Below are 21,579 nucleotides of genomic sequence, written 5' to 3'. Positions count from 1 at the left end.
ATTTTTTTATCAATATCCGGAATTTTGCGGAAACTTCGGACCTTCTACGACCCGGTCAATCTGCGACTGGGGAATGGGGCGCAGCATATTGAAATCTTTCACATATTGTGCTGCTTCCTGGTTCCACTCCTGCACCCTGCGCACGAGCGAGCGGGTCCGCACCAGATCATGCCAGCGCTGCCATTCGCCGAAAAACTCACGGCTGCGTTCGTCAAGGATAAAGTCCAGCGTAACCTGTGCTGCGGTGAGCGTCATAGCGGTTGCGGCGGCGGCATTTTCGGCCGTTGTATTTGCTTTGCGGAATGCGGCGCGCTGTCTTACCACATTGATCAATGCGGCTGCTTTGGCGTTGTTACCTGCCTTGAAATAGGCCTCGGCGCCGGTCATATACACATCTGAAAAGCGGTACAGAACAGCCGGGCGTGTGGAAGGATCATTGAAATTGGCGCCACGGCTTGGATCCATGAATTTTTTCAAAGCAGGGAAAATACCGTTGTTCCAAAGACTTGGCGGCACCACAATGCCCTTGAACGGCCTCGTTCCCACAAACTGCGGTGCACCCGGCACTTCATAATCGGGCAGCCAAACGGCCGTGTCCACGCCGGGAACCGTCGTATAGGAAATCCCGCGGAGGTTATTGGCAGTATTTGCCTCATTTTTCACCGCAGTATTTGAAATATAAACCGTGTAAAAGGAATTGGCATAACGTGAATCCACCTTGCGGTTGGTAAATGCCTGATCCAGAAAATAGTTCTTGCCTGCACGAGGCCCGTTGGCGATTTTATCTGAATTCGGACGCATCCGAACATACGGACGGCCATAATAGGAATCCCGGATCATGCCAGAAGTGCCATTATTTACAAAAGCGCCTGCTGCATTTTTAATCGAATTGATGCCGCTGTTATTCGGGTAATTCCAGTTGGTGAACCATGGGCTCAGATTTTGCGCTGCTCCACCCCCAGCCTGTCCGCCGACCTGGTAATAGCCGTATTTCGGGTCTAGCACGTGGTCACTGACAAACATCGTTTCTTTGCCATAATCATTGGCAGGCACGAATGCATCGCCGTAATCCTGCCAGAGATCCAGCCCGTAGTCCGCTTTTTTGGCAATAATGTCGTCGCAGATCGTTGCGGCTTGTGTAAAATCGGAAGCCGTGTTGTTCAGCCAGCCGCGTGTCAGATATGCTTTTGCGAGCAAGAGTTGCGCTACGGGTTTGGTGGCGGCTTTGCCCAGGAAAGGAGCCGTTGGCTGGTTAGGCAAGTCGGCGGCTGCTTCTGTCAAATCCTGGATGATGAGCGCATACACGTCCGCTGCCGGCTGGCGTGATGCGGCTTGCGAAGGCACGGTGATAAACTCGGTATGCAAGGGAACATCGCCCCAGGTCTGTACAAGATAGAAATACCAGAATGCCCGCAAAAACTTCGCTTGCGCCAGATATTGCTTCCGTGTGGCTTCGGGCAGATCAATGGTTGCGCCGTATTGCAGCACGCCGTTCAATGTATTAATGTCCTGAAAAGCAACGCCCCAAGCCGAGCCGAAGTTACTGCTGTTGAGACCATTGTAAGTGTAAGCCGGACCTCCGCCGCCATTCACGCCCTGAATGAATTCGTCGGTCCCGGCCTGCATTTCAACCGTGAAACCTTCGGTTCCCCACTGACCGCGGATGTCATTGTAAACCCCGGCGATGCCGCCCAGCACACCCGCCGGGCTGTTGAAATAGGTAGGAACGATCTGAGATTGCGGATGTTCTTCGAGCACCTTTTCGCAACCCGTACTCAATGAGGCGATTAAGGCTGCTGTTATAATGTTTTTTATGGATTTCATAGTCGGATTAGAATTTAAGGTTTACGCCCACAGTGAATTGTCTTACCGGCGGAGAATTCAGGTTGACCGAGATCTGGCGTTCCGGTGCGCCACGGTCGCTGGCGCCTTGCGGGTTCAGCGTTGACTGGCCTGTTGCATAGCTGTTTCCTTCGGGATCAATCGCCAGGTCGTCTTTCACCAACGGTGCGTAAATGATGAACGGGTTGGTAAGGTTGACGTAAATTCTCGCCGAAGTCGCGCCGATCTTCTTGATAACATTGCTCTCAAATGTGTAACCGAGGTTGATGCTGCGGCATTTGATGAATGAGCCGTCGTAGTAACCTAATGTTGAGCCGAAGTTGGCCACAGCGCCGCTTGCGTCGGGAGCCGGGAATGCGTTCGTGGGGTTAGTTTCGGTCCAGTAATCGGTTTTTACCTGATTTACACGGCTTTGGTTAAAGAATGCGAAACCTCCTGAACCTGTGGAGTTACCCGTTAAGTAAGGCACAAGCACTTTCATGCCCATTCTTGCATAGGTTACCACCGATGCATCAAAGTTTTTGAAGCTGAAACGGCTGGTTAAGCCACCCTCCCATTTGGGCTGGAAATTACCCAGGATCTGGCGGTCATTGGCGTCGATCTTGTTATCGCCATTTAAATCTTCCACCCTGATCTGTCCGGCGAACTGAACAGGTGATGTTTGCTGCGCTAATTTGCCGTTCTCTGCGTCTGCAGTCTGCCATATTCCTAATTTTTTGTAGTCAAAAATCACGGAAAGCGGCTGTCCTACAAACCATCCCGCACCCAAATTGGACTTTTCGTCGGGCGTGGTCAGCTGCGTGATTTTTTCCCGGTTAAAGAAATAGGTTGCGTCAATGCTCCAATTGAACCCTTTTGGTTTTCTGACAATTTCAAAAGTGGCAGCCACTTCCAATCCTTTGCCTTCTGTTTTACCCAAATTTTTCAATGTTGAGCCTGCACCATTGCTTGGCGGCAGCGGCACGGAGAGCAGAATGTCTTTGGTTTTCTGGTGATACCAGTCCACAGAACCCGTAATGCGGTTGTTGAACAAACCAAAATCAACACCAATGTCCAGCTGCGAGGTCGACTGCCAGCTCAGGTCGCTCGAAGGCAAACTTGTCACAGTGTAAGCTAGCTGCTGACCAGCCGTACCCAATCCAAAGTTGTAATAACCCGCGGATAATGCACCTAATGTCGAGTATGCGCCCACATTCCGGTTACCGGAAATCCCCCAGCCGCCGCGTAATTTAAGATTGGAAATGAACGGAGCCGATTTCATAAAACCTTCTTCCACCACATTCCAGCCTACACCGATCGCGGGATAATTGAAATATTGATTTGCCGGAGATAATGTGGACGAACCATCGCGGCGCAGCGTCAATGTCAGCAAATATTTGTCTGCATAGCTGTAATTAAGCCTTCCCATGTAAGACAGCAATCCAGTCTCTGAAAACGAGTTTCCAAAATCCGACGGCGCGACCGGCTGGCCCGCAGCGAGCGAGAAGTTGGACGTTTTGATATAATCGGCAGGCACACCAGTTACCGTAAAGCGGCTTCCCAGCGAGTGGTTTTTGGTGTATTCGTAAAGCGCAGTGAAACCCAGCTTATGCTTGTCTGCAAATGTTTTATCAAAATAAAGCAAATGCTGCAAGTTCACGTCCCAATATTCGGTGTTGCTGATCTCGGCGGTGGATCCGGCTTGCGTCGTGGCCGTGTTGAAATAGGTCAGCGGGCCGTTGTAATTATTCAGGCTGGACTGGCTGAAATTCAGACCTGCATTGAAACGGTATTTCAATCCCGGTAAAATATTAACTTCCGCGTAAAGGCTGTTGAATGTCCGCAATGATCGCGTGCGGCCCAGGGCCGATTCCTTTTTGGACATAATCGTCAGCGGACTCACGATTGCAGCATCAATAGAACCTTCGGCCGGAAAATTATTAACGGTTCCGTCTGCATTATAGGGTGATGCCAATGGAGTCAGTCGCACCAGGCCGCCCGGCACGCCCCCGCCGCCCGGCGTGTTCGTGTAAGTCAGCGTATTTAATGTATTCAGACCTATTTTGACGTTTTTGCCAATCTTCTGGTCAATGGTTGCGCGAATGTTGAAACGCTGGAAACTCTGGTTCGGAATGATCCCGGTTTCGTTGAAGTAACCCAATCCGAGTGAATACTGCGTGTTTTCAACGCCGCCCTGCACACCCAGCTGATGGTTGGTCATGAAGCCGGGTTTGTAAATCAAATCCTGCCAGTCTGTTGAAACACCATTATCAAGTGCTTCCTGCTCTTTCTGGGTCAGCAAATAACCCGATGTGCCCGGCGCTGTGCGGTTGTATTTGGCTGCATCGGCTTTGAATTGTGCATATTCCTGTCCATTCATGACATTAAATTTGCCCATCACCTGCGTTTGTCCGTGGTAACCGTCGTAGCTGAAAACAGGCTTGCCGACTTTTCCTCTTTTGGTTGTTACTAGGATTACGCCACCCGCACCGCGCGAGCCATAAATCGCTGTTGCTGACGCATCTTTCAAAACTTCCAGACTTAGAATATCATCCGGGTTAATGTCATTCAAGCCACCGAACGGTATCCCGTCCACGACCACTAGCGGACCATCCAGGCCATCGCTGGAACCCGAGCTGGTGGTTAATGTACGGTTTCCGCGGATCCGGATCTGGCCCTGCGAGCCTGGCGTGCTTCCGTTGCTAATAATGGAGACACCCGCCGCACGGCCCTTCAACTGGCTTACGAGGTTGGGCGCAGGCACTTCTTTCAATGTGCTTTCGCTCACTGAAACCACCGAGCCCGTCACGTCCCGCTTGCGCTGAACGCCATAACCCACGACAACTACTTCTTCGAGCGTCTTATTGTCGACCGCCAAAGTCACGTTAATGATCTGCTGCGTTCCTACAACCACTTCCTTGGGCGCGTAACCCACGAGCGAAAACACCAGAACGGCATTCGCATCCGGGACGCTGAGCCGGAAATTTCCGTCCTGATCGGCGCTGGTGCCTCTTGTTGTGGACTTGATGAGCACATTGGCGCCAGGCAGCGCCTCACCGTCGGGGCCGGTTACTTTTCCGGTAACTTCAATGTCCGCTGCCGGAGCCGAACGATGCCGGTTGCCGTAATCTGCCCATGCAGCATTACCGGCAACTGCATCCATGGAAATGCCGCCGAGCAGCAGAATAGGTAGGCCAGAAAACCCCAGTATCCTGGCGAGCATGTTATTGCTTAATAAACGTTCATGCATTTTGTGTATGATTTGATGTTTAAATTAGATTGAATCATGTGGTCGTCTTGGTGTTGTTATGGAAGTGTCAATTTGACAATATTCAATTTGGGTGTAACTTTGGCCTTGTCGACATTTTCAGTGCATCACTTTTTCCAGATATTATTTGATTTATTGTCGACAAAAGTAGCGCAGCGAGGCAGCCTGCTGTGAGCACATTTGTTCATATTAAGGATACAATTGTTCAAAAGGGCTAAAAAAATGCCCGATTCTGGGACAAACTTGCATTTTTGGGATAACTTTCGACTCGGGCTCCGTTTTTAACCCTATCATATCAATGCGTTCAGAGATTCTTCTCACATTCCGTTTTATCTGCCTGATAATCGCATGCTGTGCAGCGACATTTGCAGCATGGGCGCAGCCTTCTGAGCCCAAGTTTACGTCGCTGACATCAACAGACGGGTTATCATCAAATACTGTGACGGCCATTCTGAAAGATCAGTATGGACTAATGTGGTTCGGAACGGACGATGGTTTGAGCAGGTTCGACGGTACGGATGTCATCGTTTACCGGCATGATAAGAAGGATTCCACCTCACTAAGATCCAATGATATTTCCTGCCTGCATCAGGACCGCAAAGGCCGGATCTGGGTTGGCACGATCGAAGGCGGATTGCACCTTTATAATAGAAGAAAAGATTCATTCGAGATCATTCCGTCTCCCCATAGCGTAACGAGCATAACAAGCGATGCCACGGGAAAACTTTGGGTCGGCACGACGGCAGGGCTGATCAATGTGGACCCGGAAAGCCATCAGATCAGCACATTCGCATCCAGGCCCAACATGCCTGACCAGATTTCCAAAGGAATGATCCTCGGCATTGCGATAGACAGCAAAAAAAGAGTCTGGATCGGATCCAGGAATGGATTGTTCAAAATGGATCCGGCGGATAAAAGCGAGGAATATATCAATTATTTGCAATCACTGCCCGACGAAGCCGGTGCGCGCACGGTGAAGTCTATTGTTGAAGACCGCGAGGGGAACATTTGGGCCGCCACATTCAGCGGAGTGTTCAAACTCAACGCTAACGGGCAGATTATCAAGCATTTTAAATATGACCCTAACAACAAGAATTCCCTGAGCACCAATATGGTGTTTGCTGTTACCTGGGAAAACGCCTATCAACTATGGATATGCACGGATGCCGGCTTGAATATGCTGGATACCCGAAGCGGCAACATTACGCGCTATGGCCCGGATGCAAGGACGCAGTTTAGTTTAAGCAACAAATCGGTGCGGAGTATACTCATAGATAATGAGGGGATTTGCTGGCTTGGCACTTATAAGGGCGGGGTAAATAAATACGATAAAAACCTGGCGATCTTTGGCTTGAAGCGGTCAGATGTGAATGACCCATACGGATTGAGCGCGCCATTTGTGACATCTTTCGCGGAAACCGGATCGGGCGAGCTCTTTGTAGGCACCGACGGCGGCGGGTTAAATGTTTATAACCGGCAAACGAATTTGTTCCGGAAATTTCCAATTAATCCAAAGAACAAGAATGCAGCGTCCGGGCTTGCTATCCTTACGCTGGAACTGGTTGCGGACAACGAGCTTTGGATCGGGACCTTTCAGGACGGGCTTTTTCAGTTTAACCCTAAAACGGGCGCTTATACCCAATATATGAGGGGAAAAGATTCATCCACCCTGAGTAACAACGAGATTTTCTGCCTGGAAAAAGATAAGTCTGGCCAATTGTGGGTGGGCACGAATGGTGGCGGTGTGCATTTGTTTGATCCTGCAACGAAACGGTTTACCAGATTTCACGATGCGGGAGTTCCCGTTTTGCAGCGCAGCATTCCCTTGAACGGCTATATCCGTGATCTCATGCTGGACAGTAAAGGCAAACTCTGGGTGGCGTCGCACGGCACCGGCATTGCTGTGTATGATCCGGTGACGAAGAAAACGCTGTTGCTGGACAAGCAAAGCAGCGAACTGCCCAGCAACATTGTTTTTTCTCTTCTGGAAGACAGCAGAGGGAACATCTGGGCGGGCACATCGGGTGAAGGGCTGGCTTTATACAACCCGCGTACCAGGAAGTTTTCAACTTATGGGTCAAAGGAAGGGCTCGCCAGCAACATTGTCAACAAAGTGCTGGAAGATGCGCAGGGGCGGATTTGGGTCAGTACCAACCAGGGAATCAGCTATCTTGATTTGAAAAATAAAAAATTCATCAACTACACTTCCTATAACGGCATTCAGGACCGGACATTCGTGCTTGGCTCGGGCATCCGCGCGGCTGATAACACGCTTTTTTTCGGCGGCATTGCAGGGTTTAACTACATCGATACACGGAGTTTGCCTGACAGCAAACGGATTCCGCCGATCATTTTAAAAGACCTGAAAATTGGTAATCGCAGCATTCCCCCCGCCGATTCGAACTTCATTGATGCTGACATTACCGTTGCCAGGACCATTAGCCTGGATTACAAACAGAATTTTTCAATCGGTTTTGCCGCGCTCGATTATACCAATCCAAAACAAATGCATTACCGGCACCGGCTGGTGGGCATGCAGTCGGAATGGAACGAAACAGGGCTTACCAACTTTGCCAGTTATACGAATCTGAGCCCGGGCACATACGTTTTTGAAGTGCAGGCCAGCGGTGACGGCATTAACTGGGGTCCGCAGACCAAGTCGGTGGCCGTGATCGTGAAACCACCTTTTTACCTGACCATTTACGCTTACATTTTTTACATTCTTGCGCCATTCGCGATTGTATACTATATGCGGCGGCGCGGCATTCAAAAGCTGCAACGGCAATTTAAAGAGCAGCAGCAGCGTGCGGAAGTGGAACGTGCGCAGGAACTGGACCGGATGAAAATCAAGTTTCTGACCAATCTGAGCCACGAGTTCAGGACGCCGATCTCACTTATCCTTGCCCCTGTTGACAACCTGCTCGTCAAGACCAGATCCACCGAGCTGCATCCGCCCGTCAATGCCATTAAGCGCAATGCGAAAAGGCTGCTGAACCTTGTGGACCAGTTGCTGGATTTCAAAAATATGCAGGAACAGGAAGTGAAGCTCGACCTGAAACGCCGTGATATTATTCTGTTTATTAAAGACACCTGCGACCAGTTCAGTGATCTTTCCATCCGTAAGGGGATTCAGTTCAAAATTGATAGTGCGCAGGATCAGCTTACGATGGATTTCGATGCGGACAAGCTCGAACGGGTTTTGTTTAACCTGCTTTCCAATGCATTTAAATTCACCCCAAAAGGCGGCGAAGTGGCTTTAAATGTTCAGCAGCAAACGGATGTTGAAGGAAAGCACTGGCTTCAAATCAACATTTCGGATAACGGAATAGGCATTTCGGAGGATCAGCACGAAAAGATCTTTGACCGCTTTTTCCAGAGCGATACGGACCTGACGGTTCTGAACCAGGGCAGCGGCATCGGCTTGTCCATTGTGCGCGAGTTTGTGCAGTTGCACCAGGGAAAAATAAATGTTGTAAGTCAGCCAGGCGCGGGCAGCACGTTTACGGTGGAGCTGCCGATTGCAGAGCAACTTATTCCTGTGACCGAACAGCCTGCCTCAATGCCTAAAACACTGAATGAAACGGAAAGTGGCTTCGCTAAATCGGAAAAGGCCAATCTGGAAGATCCGTCCAATGTGCTGATCATTGAGGACAACGACGAATTCAGACATTATCTGAAAGAAAGCCTGATGCCCTTCTATCATGTTATAGAAGCGAGCAACGGCAAAGAAGGCTGGCAAAAAACGCTCAGCCACCATCCCGAACTGATTGTAAGCGACGTGGCCATGCCCGAAATGGACGGCATTGCTTTGAGCCAGAAAATCAAGTCCGACAAGCGCACCAAACACATCCCTATCATTCTTCTGACGGCATCCACAGGTGAGCAGCAGCAGCTGGAAGGCCTCAATTCCGGAGCGAACGATTATCTGACCAAACCCTTTAATTTTGAAATATTAAATGCCAAGATCAACAATCTGATCCTGCTTAACCGCCTTCTCAAAGGCGTTTACTCTCGGCACATCCAGGTATCGGGTGAAGCGCCGCAGATGGAATCCAGCCAGGAAAAACTGCTGAAAGACATGCTGTCTTACATTGAGGACAACCTGCACACTGCCCAGCTTAGCGTGGAAAATCTCAGCAAGCACGTCGGCATGAGCCGGGGAACATTATACAGCAAGGTCCTGGAAATGAGCGGACAAACGCCCATCGAGTTCATCCGCTCAATCAAACTTGAAAAGGCAGCATTACTGTTAGAAAACAGTGATTTAAGCATTTCACAGATCTCCTACATGACGGGTTTTACCGCGCCGAATTATTTTGCTAAATCCTTTAAAGCCAAGTTCAACATGCTGCCGACGGAATACAAGACAAAAAAGCGGAGGCATCATGAAGTAACAATGTCGGGACGATAGGAAGAGGCAGGGGTATGTGTCACATGCAGCAACTGCGTAGGTGCAATCCCGTATTTCTTTTTGAATGCAAAAGAAAAATGAGATAGATCTTCAAAACCAACTTCCAGATACACTTCTGTGGGTTTTTTCTTTTTTTCTGCCAATTGATAATGTGCCAGTTCGAGCCTTTTATCCGTCAGCCACTTTTGCGGAGTTACCTGAAATAACTTTCTGAAATCCCGGTTGAATGTCGACAAACTGCGGCCCGTCAGATAACCCCATTTTTCCATCGGCATATTGAACATAAAATTGCGCTGCATAAAATCAATCAGGTCGATTTTTCCTGGATCATCGAAGTTTGCCAGCACGCTGTCGACCGTTTTGTCGATTTCCCTCAAAATGGTAATGGCTTCGGTAATTTTCAAGGTGGCAATACTTTCCGGAAACTGGCCGGTAACATCGAAGTAAGGGACCAAGGAAGCCAGACAACTTTCCAGAAACGGGTGATTGGTAAAGCTGAAAATCTTCCGCTGCTGTCCGCTCGTTTTATTAATCTCAATCTTTTCGTAAAACCGTTTGAGCCGCTCTTTGGACAAATGCATAACCACTGTTTTGTGCGGTTGTCCGTTTTTGGGATAATTTACAATGGTCGCCAGCTCATTTCTGGGAATCAGAAAAATGTCCCCCGTTTTAAAGTAGTAGGTTGTATCCGCCTGTATGATTTTGGTTTCACCTGAAATAAACCAAATCAGCATATGATCATCGAACATAAGGTCCGATTTAAAAAGCTTGTCGTCATAGCTGGAAAGCTTGATCTCCCTGGTCAGGTATTTTGAAATGTGATCCATATAAGCGGGCCTCTGATGCCTGGGCGGCATGTGTGAGATTTTGAATGTAATAATAATCAACTAAAAATAATAGTTGCGGGTTGCTTCCGCTCCCCGCCCTGACAAGCTTTACGATTGCACAAGTGAAGCGCCCGCGCCGAATGGGATGCCGGTTACCTGTTGGCTCCATACCCATAATTTCCTGGCACTTTCCAGATCCAACGAATAGGCCTGGACACCACTTTGCCCTGTATCTCCTTTCGGGCTGAGCCGGGCTATGTCTGCATCTTCGCAATACACGCCGCCCATGTTTTTGAGCATCGGACTGGTAGCGCACCAAACGGTGGTTGCTGCACCTTGCGGGATCGTTTTCAATGCTGCTAAAACTTCGGGTAACAAATTACCTGCTGAATCCATAAAACCCATTTGCTGAAATAATTCCAGAGAGGCTTCCCTGCCCAGCTCCGTGCCGTGTATGGAGCCGGGATGTAACGAGTATGCACGCACATTAAACTGCTCACCCAGACTATTGAGCGCCACCGTAAATAAGTTGCTGGCCGTTTTCGATTGCCCGTAAGCCTGCAGGGTTTGATATTCGCGATGAACAAAATTAGGATCTTCAAAATCGAACGGTGCCATCTGATGCCCGAGCGATGACACGTTAACGACCCGTGCGCCGTTGGCCTTTTTGAGGGCTGGCCATAACCGCGCGGTGAGTTGATATTGACCTAAATAGTTGGTTGCCAGCTGTGATTCTATTCCCCGGACATCCCGGCGTAAAGGCACCCACATAATGCCCGCATTGTTGATCAATATATGGAGCGGCCTGTTTGTTGCCATAAAACTTTCGGCAAATGCATCAATGGAAGCCGGATCCATAAAATCGATTTTCCCCAACTCCACATTCGGAATGCCTGCGAGATTTTTCCGGGCCTTCTCTATGTCCCTGGCCGGAACGATCACCGTTGCGCCGGCTGTGGCCAGAACCCGGGTGGTTTCCAGGCCTATACCCGTGTTGCCGCCAGTTACGATTGCGATTTTTCCCGTCAGGTCGATTCCTTTGATTACGTCGTTCGCAGTTGATGTTGCATGAAAGCCCGAGCCAATTGGCTGTTGTAAAGCTCCCTGATCATTGTTTTGTCCCATGTCATTTTTATTTAATTGTGATAGGACAAAATTACCCGTTCCGGTGCGCGTTCATTTTGTTCAAAACTTCAAATTACTTTGCTTAGAATGTCATACTAAATAAAAAACAACTATTCTCAGAGCAATCCCCGAACGGGTACGGGTTTTGCTATAAGAGTGGCTCAACTAACGACAATAACATATGGACGCTAGCACGGGCTCTGAGCCAAAATTTAAAACAAAAACTTCCGCAGGCGCTGAGCCGGCGTTGATGGAGCTGTTTCTGGACAGCCTTCGCGATATTTACTGGGCTGAAAATCATTTAGTTAAGACACTACCAAAAATGATCAAGTCTGCCACATCGCCAAAACTGGCTTCTACAATTGAGCAGCATCTTGAACAAACTGTTGAGCATGTAAGCCGGTTGGTCGTAATTTTCGACTTGCTGGGTGTGGATGCAATTGCCAAAAAATGTGATGCTATGGAAGGCCTTTCGAAAGAAGGCGAAGGAATTATTGAAAGCACGGATGAAGGAACCGCTACGCGCGACGTAGGGATCATTCTGGCTTCTCAGAAAGTGGAACATTATGAAATTGCTACCTATGGCGGCCTGGTGCAGCTGGCAAGCACTTTGAATCTGACAGATGTGGCCGAAATTCTTGCCAAAACATTGGAAGAAGAGAAACTGGCCGATCAACTTTTGACCGAGGTTGCTGAAAATGATGTCAATTACAAAGCGTCTGAGGAAGCTTAATTAAAACCTTCAACGAATATTATGATAGATAATAAAGAATCAGAGGGCTCTAACGCCAACCAGGAAAACGAAAAAACGGCAAACCTGGCGCCCAATACAACCGATAGTACCGGTGAGTTTATGACCACCAACACCGGACTTCGGGTCAACGATGACCAGAATTCCCTGAAAGCGGGAGACCGGGGCGCAACGTTACTGGAAGACTTTATCCTTCGCGAAAAGATCACCCATTTTGACCACGAACGTATTCCGGAAAGGGTTGTTCACGCACGTGGGTCCGGAGCGCATGGCGTATTTAAAGTTTATGAGCCGATGTCGGCTGTCACCAAGGCTGGATTCCTGAATGATACATCGATCGAGACGCCTGTATTTGTACGGTTTTCGACAGTTGCCGGTTCTAAGGGTTCTACGGATCTTGCCCGTGATGTCCGGGGATTTGCTGTAAAGTTTTATACTCAGGAAGGTAATTTTGACCTTGTAGGCAATAATATGCCCGTGTTTTTTATCCAGGATGCCATCAAATTCCCGGATCTGGTTCATGCTGTAAAGCCTGAACCGGACAATGAAATGCCGCAGGCAGCCTCAGCTCATGATACATTCTGGGATTTCATCTCCCTGATGCCGGAGTCTGCACACATGATTATGTGGCTCATGAGCGACCGTGCTATACCGCGCAGTTACCGAATGATGGAAGGTTTTGGCGTCCATACTTTCCGTTTTATCAATGAAGAAGGCGTTTCACATTTTGTAAAATTCCACTGGAAGCCGCTGCTGGGTGTGCATTCCGTTGCATGGGACGAAGCGCAGAAGATCTCAGGAAAAGATCCTGATTTCCACAGAAGAGATTTATGGGATGCCATCGAATCGGGCAATTTCCCGGAGTGGGAACTTGGCGTGCAGATTGTTCCGGAAGAGGATGAATTCAAATTTGATTTCGACTTGCTGGACCCAACGAAGATCATTCCAGAAGAGCTCGTTCCGGTGCAGCGCATTGGTAAAATGACCCTTAACCGCAATCCCGACAACTTCTTTGCAGAAACAGAGCAGGTTGCATACCATTTGGGACACATTGTACCGGGAATCGATTTCACCAACGATCCACTTTTGCAAGGCAGATTATTCTCATATACCGATACGCAGCTGCTGCGCCTGGGTGGACCTAATTTTCAGGAGATCCCCATTAACCGGCCGATCGTTCGGGTTGACAACAATCAGCGCGACGGGCATATGCGCCAGACGATTAACAGAGGTAAATCCAGCTACAACCCGAACACATTAGGCGGCGGTTTCCCTGCTCAGGCTAAGGCGTCGGAAGGTGGTTTTACTTCTTATCCCGAAAGGATTGATGCAAAAAAAATACGGGCAAGAAGCAAAAGCTTCTTTGACCATTTCAGCCAGGCCAAGCTGTTTTTTGACAGTCAGTCTGATCCTGAAAAAAACCACATTGTGGACGCGCTTAGCTTCGAACTGGGAAAAGTGAAGACCGTTGAGATCCGTCAGCGGATGGTAGGCATTCTTTCGCTGATCGATAAAGGTCTTGCTGCAGAGGTTGCATTCGCCCTTCGTGTACATGTGCCTCAGGATCCGGAACTTCCGATTAACCACAGCATACCAGCAGATGGCGATCCGGCTGATTACGATTCAGTAATGCAGGAATCAGTGGTTACCATTTCAGATGCGCTGAGCATGGTAAATACGCCGAAAGACAGCATTCAGACGCGTAAAATAGCGTTTCTTGCTGCTGATGGTGTGGACGAGAAGTCAATAACGACCGTGAGAGATGCACTCGTGTCTGCTGGGGCAGTTGTGGAAATCATTTCGACCCGTCACAATTATATTATGACCGAAAGTGATACCAAGCTTCCTGTCGACCATACATTTCTGACAGCAGCATCTGTCCTTTACGATGCGGTATATGTGCCCGGCGGAACGAACTCGGTCGCCAGCATTGAGGCAGAAGCAGACGCAGTCCATTTCCTGAATGAGGCGTTTAAACATTGTAAGCCTATTGCTTCCGATCTTTCCGCGATCCAGGTTTTGGAGGCAACTTATTTCAGCAAAAAGCTTCCAGCTGATTATGACGATGCAACCATCCTGAAAGAAGGGTTGGTTGTTTTAGATGACGTTGATCAGCTTGCGGATAAATTTATTCTGGCTATCTCCCAGCACAGGTTCTGGGAACGTGAAAAGCCAAGAAAAATCCCGGCTTAATCATCGAACATTAGAAGGGCCGCCGGTTTCAAAACCGGCGGCCCTTTTTTTAATGCTAAACAAAATAACTCCCGTTACGCGTAAACCTAAGCTTTAACCGCCAGCGAATCCAGAAAATCACTGAAATGGATTTTGCCCAAATTTGCCTTTCCTTCCGGAACCAATGCAGACTTAGGAATCACAACTCCAAAATATTCATTCCGATCATTTGCCACCACGGTTTTCTCATCTCCGGATTTATCCAAATATTTTGCAACAAAATCGCTCATAAAAGCCCGGTCGGGACCAGCGATTTCAACAATGGCATTGGCTGGCTCCGACACGGCGAATTGCGTAACAAATGCCGCAACGTCCTCAGCAGCAATGGGCTGAAAATCGACGGTTGAAATGTGCACTGCGTCACCGGAAGCAGAGCCGGCTGTAATGGTAGGAACAAATTCCTGGAACTGCGTGCTTCGGATGATGGTATAAGGAACACCCGACTTTTGAACCAGGTCCTCCTGGATTTTCTTCGCCCGCATATAACCCATGCTGCCCATTACGTGCGTGCCTACAATAGAAAGTATCAAGTGATGTTTTACACCTGCACTGGTTTCTGCGGCAAGAATATTGCGGCCCACGGTTTCAAAGAACTGTATCGCAGGGCCTTCTTCGAAAGAAGTTGAATTGGACAAGTCTATAACGACATCTGTATTTTCGAGCGCATGGGAAAGGCCTTCGCCCGTTAATGCATTAATGCCGGTTGAAGGAGATCCTGCTATAACTGTGTGACCCAGCTGGCGAAGTTTTTTGGCAACATTTGAACCGATTAACCCTGTTCCGCCGATAATTACAATTTTCATAACTTGAAATTTTAGTGTTTAAAGTCTTGCAAACACTATGTAATTATCATATATAATGCCAAAGAGTCAATCTATTGAATTTCAATGATTTACACAAAATAAAGACTTTCTATTTTCACTAAATACAGTGAAAACACGATGTAATTCACTAAATAAAGTGTTACTAACAACACCGGCAAATCGGGCATCAATCACTCTCCGTAGTATTCGGCTTTGGAAATATCCAGTTTCTTCATCTTGGAATGCAGTGTGTTTCCAGGGATCTTCAATATTTCTGCGGCGCCTCCCACTCCTGAGATTTTCCCTTTGCAGCGTTTAAGGACCTGGATAATATAAGCCCGTTCCATCTCCTCCAACGAACGGCTGGGAAGCATTCCGGCCAACTCTGTGTTATCGTTGGATCTTGGTGACAAAAACACTTCGCTGATCACATTACCCGCAGCAAGCAGCACACTGCGTTCGATAAGGTGTTCGAGTTCGCGTACATTTCCAGGCCAAACGTAGCTTTGTAATTGCCGCAATGCATTCGCCGAAATACGCATGCTCTTTTTGCCTGCGTTTTTACTGTATTTGGATAGAAAAAAGCCGGTCAGGTTCTCAATGTCTTCTGCCCGGTCGCGCAAGGGCGGCAGATTGATGGGAAATACATTGAGGCGGTAATATAAGTCGGAACGGAAACGACCTGCCTTCACTTCTGCTTCCAGATCCCGATTGGTTGCGGCGATGACGCGTACATTGAGCTTGATGGTGCTTTTGCCCCCTACCCGCTCCATTTCTTTTTCCTGTAAAACACGCAGTAATTTCACCTGTGCTTCGAGCGGCATTTCACCAATTTCGTCCAGAAAAAGCGTGCTGTGATCGGCCAGCTCGAACTTCCCGATCCGCCGTTCCACAGCACCTGTAAAAGCGCCGCGTTCATGCCCGAACAGCTCACTTTCGATTAGACTGGCAGGCATTGCGGCACAATTAACCTTGATCATCAACTTCTTACTCCGCGGCGACGCATTGTGTATGGCCCTGGCGATCAACTCTTTGCCTGTGCCAGTTTCTCCTAAAAGCAGCACAGTGGAGTTGCTGTTCGATACCAGAGAGATTAATCGGTACACTTCCTGCATGGCCTTGCCGCTGCCTACGATTTCAGCAAAACTGCTGGTAAGCTGCTCTTTGAGATAATCATTCTCTTCTTCTAACTGCCGCTTATAATGCAGTATTTGTTCGTTGGCTACAATATTGGAAATGGCTGTGGAAATCTGCGCGCATATCCCTTGCAGAATCGGAATATTGATCTCATCAATGCTTAGCCAAAGCAATCCAATGTTGCTGTTATGGTTGCGCAGCGCAATGCCAACCATCGTTTTGAAATTCATATTTTTCCAAAGCTCGAGATACGATAATCTGTTTCCCCGGGCCAGCTCCCGCTCGACATTGAACAACAAAGGAATGTTGCTGTCCAATATGCGGTTCTGCAGACCATCCTCGATGGGGTGCTTTTCCGCCAGCACGCTATCCATTAAAGCCGGATCAAATGTTGATGATCCGGGATCGTGCAGGTAAGCAGTCATCGTTTTCCCGTCCGGATTCATGCACCGGATCACATAACCACCATGCGGGTCCAGCTTTCGCAATGCTGTTTTGATCACCGCTGCAAGCTCGTCTTTCGTGCGGACGGCAGTCATATCATTACTAAAATCCAGTAAAAACGACTTTTCTCTTTCGCTTTTCTGGATTTCTTGCAGCACTTTCCGCTCTCTTTCCAGGATAAGATGATCGTTATTTTCGGATGGTTTTTCAGAAGGGTAGTCCATGTTCAGCAAGTCGTATTCTGATGCAAGAAATGCGTTTTTTGGGACATCGCATTTTATCTTTAGTAAAAAAAGGAAACATAGCTGTCCCTAATAATGTTCTTAGAGCAATACAATGCAAAAAGTCAATCCCTTTACAACATATGGAATTTATTAAGCCTATAAAAAAATGGCTTACTTCTGCCTTCTTTAACTTGCTGCTCACCATAGCGGGAGCATTATCAGCTATGGTTTACTTTATTGTTTTCCATGTACTTAAATACAGGTATGACGTAATCCGGAAAAACCTGTCCAGCTCTTTCCCCGTGCGTGGAGAGCAGCAGATAAAAGTCTTCATTAAGCATTATTACCGGCATCTGAGCGACCTTGTCGTCGAACCGTTTCTGCATATGATTATCGGTGCAAAAAGGCGAAAAGAGCTCGCAAACTACACAAATCCGGAGCTGTTGGAAAATTTTTACAGCGATAACAGGAATGTTGTTTTACTAGCTTCACATTATGGTAACTGGGAATATCTGATCAATCTGCCTAAGGTCGTAAAATTTAAAGTTTTTACTGCTTTCACGCCCGTATCTAATCACTGGCTCAATGCCAAGCTGCTTAAAATGCGCTCCTTTTTTGGCGTCAATCTGATTGCCAAACAATATTTTTACCGCGGTGCATTATCGGCGTTGAAACAACTCAAACGGCCATCGCTGGTGGTTGTGATCGCAGACCAGCGTCCGGCGCCTGCCAGCGGGAAACACTTCGTTAGTTTCCTGGGCCAGAAAACTTCTGCCCAGATCGGTGCCGAGCGGCTGGCCGTCGTATCCGATGCCGTTGTGGTATATCTGGAATGCATTAAGAAGGCGCGTTTTCATTACGATTACACCTTCCACCTTGTTTCCGATCATTCTTCACAGAGCCTTCCCCTGAACATTACGGCCAGCTATTATAACTTACTGGAAAAGAACATCATCCGCGCACCTGCACATTGGCTCTGGTCACATGACCGCTGGAAACATATTCCGGCAGACGAAAAATAGTCGCCCCGAGCACGTTGGAATGCATCCTGCCGGCATGATGGTATAATATTTTAAATTACATTAGCCTGTTATTAGCACCGGGAAGGTGTTCTGACAAATCCTGACGGTGAAGACCGGTCTTGAATGAATCTTGAAATTTAAATATCAATATGGCGTCCGGTTTCTTTGCAATTTTAGATGATATCGCTTTTCTGATGGATGACGTTGCGCTGGCAACCAAAGTGGCAACAAGGAAAACAGCGGGGATCCTGGGGGACGACCTGGCGGTAAATGCAGAAAAAGCAACCGGTTTTTTGTCCGACAGGGAATTGCCGGTCTTATGGGCGATCACAAAAGGTTCGCTGATCAACAAGCTCATCATTGTCCCCGTAGCATTGCTGCTCAATGTGTTTCTGCCAGCGGCGATCAGTTACGTCCTTATTCTGGGCGGGCTATACCTGGCTTATGAAGGTGTTGAAAAGATAATCGAATACTTTTTTCATCATCCCAAAAAAGAACATTCCGTTATCAAAGAAACGGAACAGGGAGAAACAATCGCGAAAACCGATATAGAGAAGACAAAAGTCAAATCTGCAATCACTACTGACTTTATTTTATCAGTGGAGATCGTCATCATTGCCCTTGGCAGTGTGTTGGACCAAAACCTGACGATCCAGATCCTGACTGTTGCCACGGTTGCACTCGTAGCAACAGTTGGCGTTTACGGAATTGTAGCGCTGATTGTCCGCATGGACGACGCCGGTCATAAGCTCATTAAAAAATCAGGAGGTAAGGGCTTCTTTAATGCACTGGGCCATTTGCTGGTGCGGGCACTTCCGGTGATTATCAAAATCCTGGGCGCCGTTGGAACGGTTGCATTACTTCTGGTTTCCGGAGGAATTTTCGCGCACAACATTGAATTTTTCCATCATCTTTTCCCAGGAATTCCGGCTACGGTCAAAGAACTTGGAATTGGGCTGGTGATGGGGCTCGCTGCTTTCCTGATCTTTACAGGATTTAAGAAAGTTGTTTCCCTGCTGAAATCGAAATCCTGATGAGCAGCAAATGCCCGGTTTCTCAGGGAAGTTGGGCAATAAGCGCCTTATATTTATCGACCTGGCTCTCAAATTTTCGGATGCCGGTTTCGTAAATAAATTTCAGTGACTCCAAATCGTCGATGTCCTTTTCATACGTCTCGTCAGCTTCCGACTCACGGTCCAGTTCGGAAAGCAATTGAAGAAGTTTTTTAAGTGACCCTGAATTTTCTTCTGCCCGATACTGGTTCCATTCGAGCATTTTCTGGTAACTGGCTTTTAAGTTTTTCTTTGCCATATCAGTGATAAAGGTTTGAGATTTACGACCTGTCATTACACAAAAAAAGCTGCTTCTTTCGAAGCAGCTTTTCTAATAATCAGCTAATTAAGCTTTTGCAACATCGCGCAAAGCTTTAATTTTATCGTGGGCAGCATTAATGCCCTGAGCCTGGCTCCTGATAATTTCAGCAGATTGCAATGGAACGCTGCCGTTCAATGCGTCCTGATAAGCTTTTTTGATTGCATCCTCGCCACGTTCTGCTTCGGATAGAATGCTTGCGCGGTCGCTTCCGCCGAACAATGCTTTCACATCGATCCATGCGCGGTGCAATGTTCCGCTTACGCTCATATCATCTTCCAGGTGTGGAGCTGAACCAGCAATAGCAGACAATTCCTGAACATTTTTGCGGCTCTGCTGTGCATACTCTTCAAAAAGGTGTTTCAGGTCGATATTTTCATCATTAATATCTGCGATTGCTTTTTCAAAACCAGCAACGCGGTCATTGTTAATTTCAATCAGATCACTAAATACGCCAGATGCATTTTCTGTAAGTGCCATATTTTTGTTTAGTTTGTTTGAGTAGTTCCCTACGAATACCGTGCCATATATAGCCTGCGAAGTGAAATTTTCACCGCAATCCACAACTTTGCACGTCCGGAAACCCTCGCTTTGACATTATTTTATAATTTCGTTTATGCTAGATATCGTCATTGACTCACGAAGAGCTGAAATTGTCCCGGGTTTTGAAGTAAAGCGCATCCTACCCTATCAGCTGCGGCGAATGGTAGGGCCATTCATTTTTATGGATCACGGCGGGCCGGTTAACCTGCCCACACCCACTGCAACAAACCTGGATGTCCTGCCACATCCACACATTGGCCTTTCCACGGTAAGCTATCTGTTCAGTGGCAATGTTACGCACAGGGATAGCCTGGGTGTAGAGCAGGTTATCAAACCTGGTGAAGTCAACTGGATGACGGCGGGCAAAGGGATTGCACATAGTGAGCGCTTTGAGGATCCGGCTATGCTGGCCGGAGGCGAACTCGAAATGATCCAGACGTGGGTGGCGCTTCCCGAAAAAGACGAAGAGTCGGAACCAGCATTTAAAAATTACACGGCCGATCAGCTGCCGGTATTTACGGAAAAAGGGATCTGGATGCGCTTGATAGCAGGCGATGCCTATGGTTTAAAAAGCAATGTCAGTGCGAGTTCCCCATTGTTTTATCTCCATGTGGTTTTAGACCAGGGCGCAAGGTTTGGCTTGCCGGTTGGCCATAGCGAGCGGGGCGTATACATTGTAAGGGGCAGTGTGGAAGTGAATGGTGTTGCTTACGCTGCCGGTAAAATGATTGTGTTTACAAAAGGCGTGGATCCGTTGATCATTGCTAAGGAAAGCAGCACGCTAATGATGCTGGGCGGCGAACATTTGGGTGACCGCTACATCTGGTGGAACTTCGTTTCCAGCCGGAAAGAACGAATTGAACAGGCAAAAGAGGATTGGAAACAGGGCCGGATTATTTTACCCCCGGCCGACAATCACGAATTCGTGCCACTTCCCAAAGACAATTCCCGGCCCGCCGGAGGCCCTCCCCCAGGCGCTCTATCTTGAACTGGCAAGCGATCGGAGCGGCGTTAAAGGCATTTTACTCAAAGATCATCTGTAAAATGGCGGACGGACTTTTCATTAGTAAACTTGCGTGCATTGTAATCATTGGATTTATTCCGTGGAATTGAAAGGGTTTCCCACTTTTCACCGGCAGCCATTTTGGCAATGAATACAATTTGCCCGATATGATAGGGATAATGTGCGAGCTGGCGGTTGATGGCTTCCACAACGCTATGCCCGTCATTGCGGATATACACAATTTTTTCGAGGTCTGCTTCCGTGAGTTCGCCTAAGGCATTCAACAAGCAAACCCACCCTTTGTTCCAGTAAGTCAATAGCTCTTCGCGGTTGGCGAACATATCCTCAAATTCTGCGTCCCGGTTGCGCCAGGGTTTTTCGCCATCAGTTGTCAGGAAATCAGTGAAGCGCGACAGCATATTTCCAACAATGTGATTAACGATCAATGCAATACTATTACTTTCCGCATTGTATCGCCAGAAAATCGCTTCGTCGGGCAGCTGCATCATCGCCTTCTCACCCAGCATTTTGTAGTATTCAAATTGCTTTACTACACTCGATAAGTATGTCGATTCCATAGTCTGTTTTTTAAAACAA

At 47.9% G+C, this 21,579-nt stretch carries 15 protein-coding genes; 6 read left to right on the top strand and 9 right to left on the bottom strand.

The window, feature by feature from the left end; translation table 11 throughout:
* Positions 1-9 precede the first annotated feature (9 nt).
* A complete protein-coding gene (locus tag L0660_RS13690; RefSeq protein WP_235159971.1) occupies positions 10-1,824 on the bottom strand; it encodes a RagB/SusD family nutrient uptake outer membrane protein in 1,815 nt (604 codons plus the stop codon).
* A gap of 7 nt (positions 1,825-1,831) precedes the next feature.
* Positions 1,832-5,071, bottom strand: a complete 3,240-nt coding sequence (locus L0660_RS13685; RefSeq protein ID WP_235159970.1) for a TonB-dependent receptor — start codon at positions 5,069-5,071, stop codon at positions 1,832-1,834.
* 316 nt (positions 5,072-5,387) lie between these two features.
* On the opposite strand from L0660_RS13685, the gene L0660_RS13680 reads away from it, so the two are divergent.
* A complete protein-coding gene (locus tag L0660_RS13680) occupies positions 5,388-9,500 on the top strand; it encodes a hybrid sensor histidine kinase/response regulator transcription factor (RefSeq protein WP_235159969.1) in 4,113 nt (1,370 codons plus the stop codon).
* Here L0660_RS13680 and L0660_RS13675 read toward each other — a convergent pair.
* On the bottom strand, positions 9,473-10,327 hold the full coding sequence (locus L0660_RS13675) for an AraC family transcriptional regulator (RefSeq protein ID WP_235159968.1): 855 nt from the start codon (positions 10,325-10,327) through the stop codon (positions 9,473-9,475). The two genes, L0660_RS13680 and L0660_RS13675, sit on opposite strands and share 28 nt — an antisense overlap.
* A 108-nt stretch (positions 10,328-10,435) precedes the next feature.
* Positions 10,436-11,452, bottom strand: coding sequence for an SDR family NAD(P)-dependent oxidoreductase (locus tag L0660_RS13670; RefSeq protein WP_235159967.1), 1,017 nt, complete (start codon positions 11,450-11,452; stop codon positions 10,436-10,438).
* Positions 11,453-11,633: 181 nt separating this feature from the next.
* On the opposite strand from L0660_RS13670, the gene L0660_RS13665 reads away from it, so the two are divergent.
* Together L0660_RS13665 and L0660_RS13660 are read left to right on the top strand one after the other, a co-directional pair.
* Entirely contained in the window at positions 11,634-12,185 is a 552-nt protein-coding gene (locus L0660_RS13665) for a ferritin-like domain-containing protein (protein ID WP_026629808.1), read from the top strand.
* Between the two features lie 21 nt (positions 12,186-12,206).
* Positions 12,207-14,396, top strand: coding sequence for a catalase (locus tag L0660_RS13660; RefSeq protein ID WP_235159966.1), 2,190 nt, complete (start codon positions 12,207-12,209; stop codon positions 14,394-14,396).
* A gap of 86 nt (positions 14,397-14,482) precedes the next feature.
* Here the strand turns inward: L0660_RS13660 and L0660_RS13655 are convergent, their stop codons facing one another.
* Positions 14,483-15,238 (bottom strand): SDR family oxidoreductase, encoded by a 756-nt coding sequence (locus tag L0660_RS13655; RefSeq protein ID WP_235159965.1) that lies wholly within the window; start codon positions 15,236-15,238, stop codon positions 14,483-14,485.
* 191 nt (positions 15,239-15,429) lie between these two features.
* On the bottom strand, positions 15,430-17,043 hold the full coding sequence (locus L0660_RS13650) for a sigma 54-interacting transcriptional regulator (RefSeq protein ID WP_235159964.1): 1,614 nt from the start codon (positions 17,041-17,043) through the stop codon (positions 15,430-15,432).
* A 140-nt stretch (positions 17,044-17,183) separates the two neighbouring features.
* Here L0660_RS13650 and L0660_RS13645 point away from each other — a divergent pair, with 140 nt between their 5' ends.
* Both L0660_RS13645 and L0660_RS13640 read left to right on the top strand, forming a co-directional pair.
* Positions 17,184-18,065, top strand: a complete 882-nt coding sequence (locus L0660_RS13645) for a lysophospholipid acyltransferase family protein (protein WP_235159963.1) — start codon at positions 17,184-17,186, stop codon at positions 18,063-18,065.
* A gap of 149 nt (positions 18,066-18,214) precedes the next feature.
* Positions 18,215-19,099, top strand: coding sequence for a DUF808 domain-containing protein (locus L0660_RS13640; protein ID WP_235159962.1), 885 nt, complete (start codon positions 18,215-18,217; stop codon positions 19,097-19,099).
* A gap of 22 nt (positions 19,100-19,121) precedes the next feature.
* Here the strand turns inward: L0660_RS13640 and L0660_RS13635 are convergent, their stop codons facing one another.
* Together L0660_RS13635 and L0660_RS13630 are read right to left on the bottom strand one after the other, a co-directional pair.
* On the bottom strand, positions 19,122-19,376 hold the full coding sequence (locus L0660_RS13635; protein ID WP_026629803.1) for a hypothetical protein: 255 nt from the start codon (positions 19,374-19,376) through the stop codon (positions 19,122-19,124).
* A gap of 87 nt (positions 19,377-19,463) precedes the next feature.
* Positions 19,464-19,916 (bottom strand): PA2169 family four-helix-bundle protein, encoded by a 453-nt coding sequence (locus L0660_RS13630; protein ID WP_235159961.1) that lies wholly within the window; start codon positions 19,914-19,916, stop codon positions 19,464-19,466.
* Between the two features lie 136 nt (positions 19,917-20,052).
* On the opposite strand from L0660_RS13630, the gene L0660_RS13625 reads away from it, so the two are divergent.
* Entirely contained in the window at positions 20,053-20,967 is a 915-nt protein-coding gene (locus L0660_RS13625) for a pirin family protein (RefSeq protein ID WP_233796447.1), read from the top strand.
* A gap of 38 nt (positions 20,968-21,005) precedes the next feature.
* On the opposite strand, the gene L0660_RS13620 is transcribed toward L0660_RS13625, so the two are convergent.
* Positions 21,006-21,560 (bottom strand): DUF1572 domain-containing protein, encoded by a 555-nt coding sequence (locus L0660_RS13620; RefSeq protein ID WP_235159960.1) that lies wholly within the window; start codon positions 21,558-21,560, stop codon positions 21,006-21,008.
* Between the last annotated feature and the right edge of the window lie 19 nt (positions 21,561-21,579).

The organism is Dyadobacter sp. CY351 (assembly GCF_021502625.1).
In the GTDB taxonomy this organism is placed as follows: Bacteria; Bacteroidota; Bacteroidia; order Cytophagales; family Spirosomataceae; genus Dyadobacter; species Dyadobacter chenhuakuii.
Note: the sequence above shows the minus strand (reverse complement) of the source record. Positions and strands in the feature narration are given on the sequence as shown.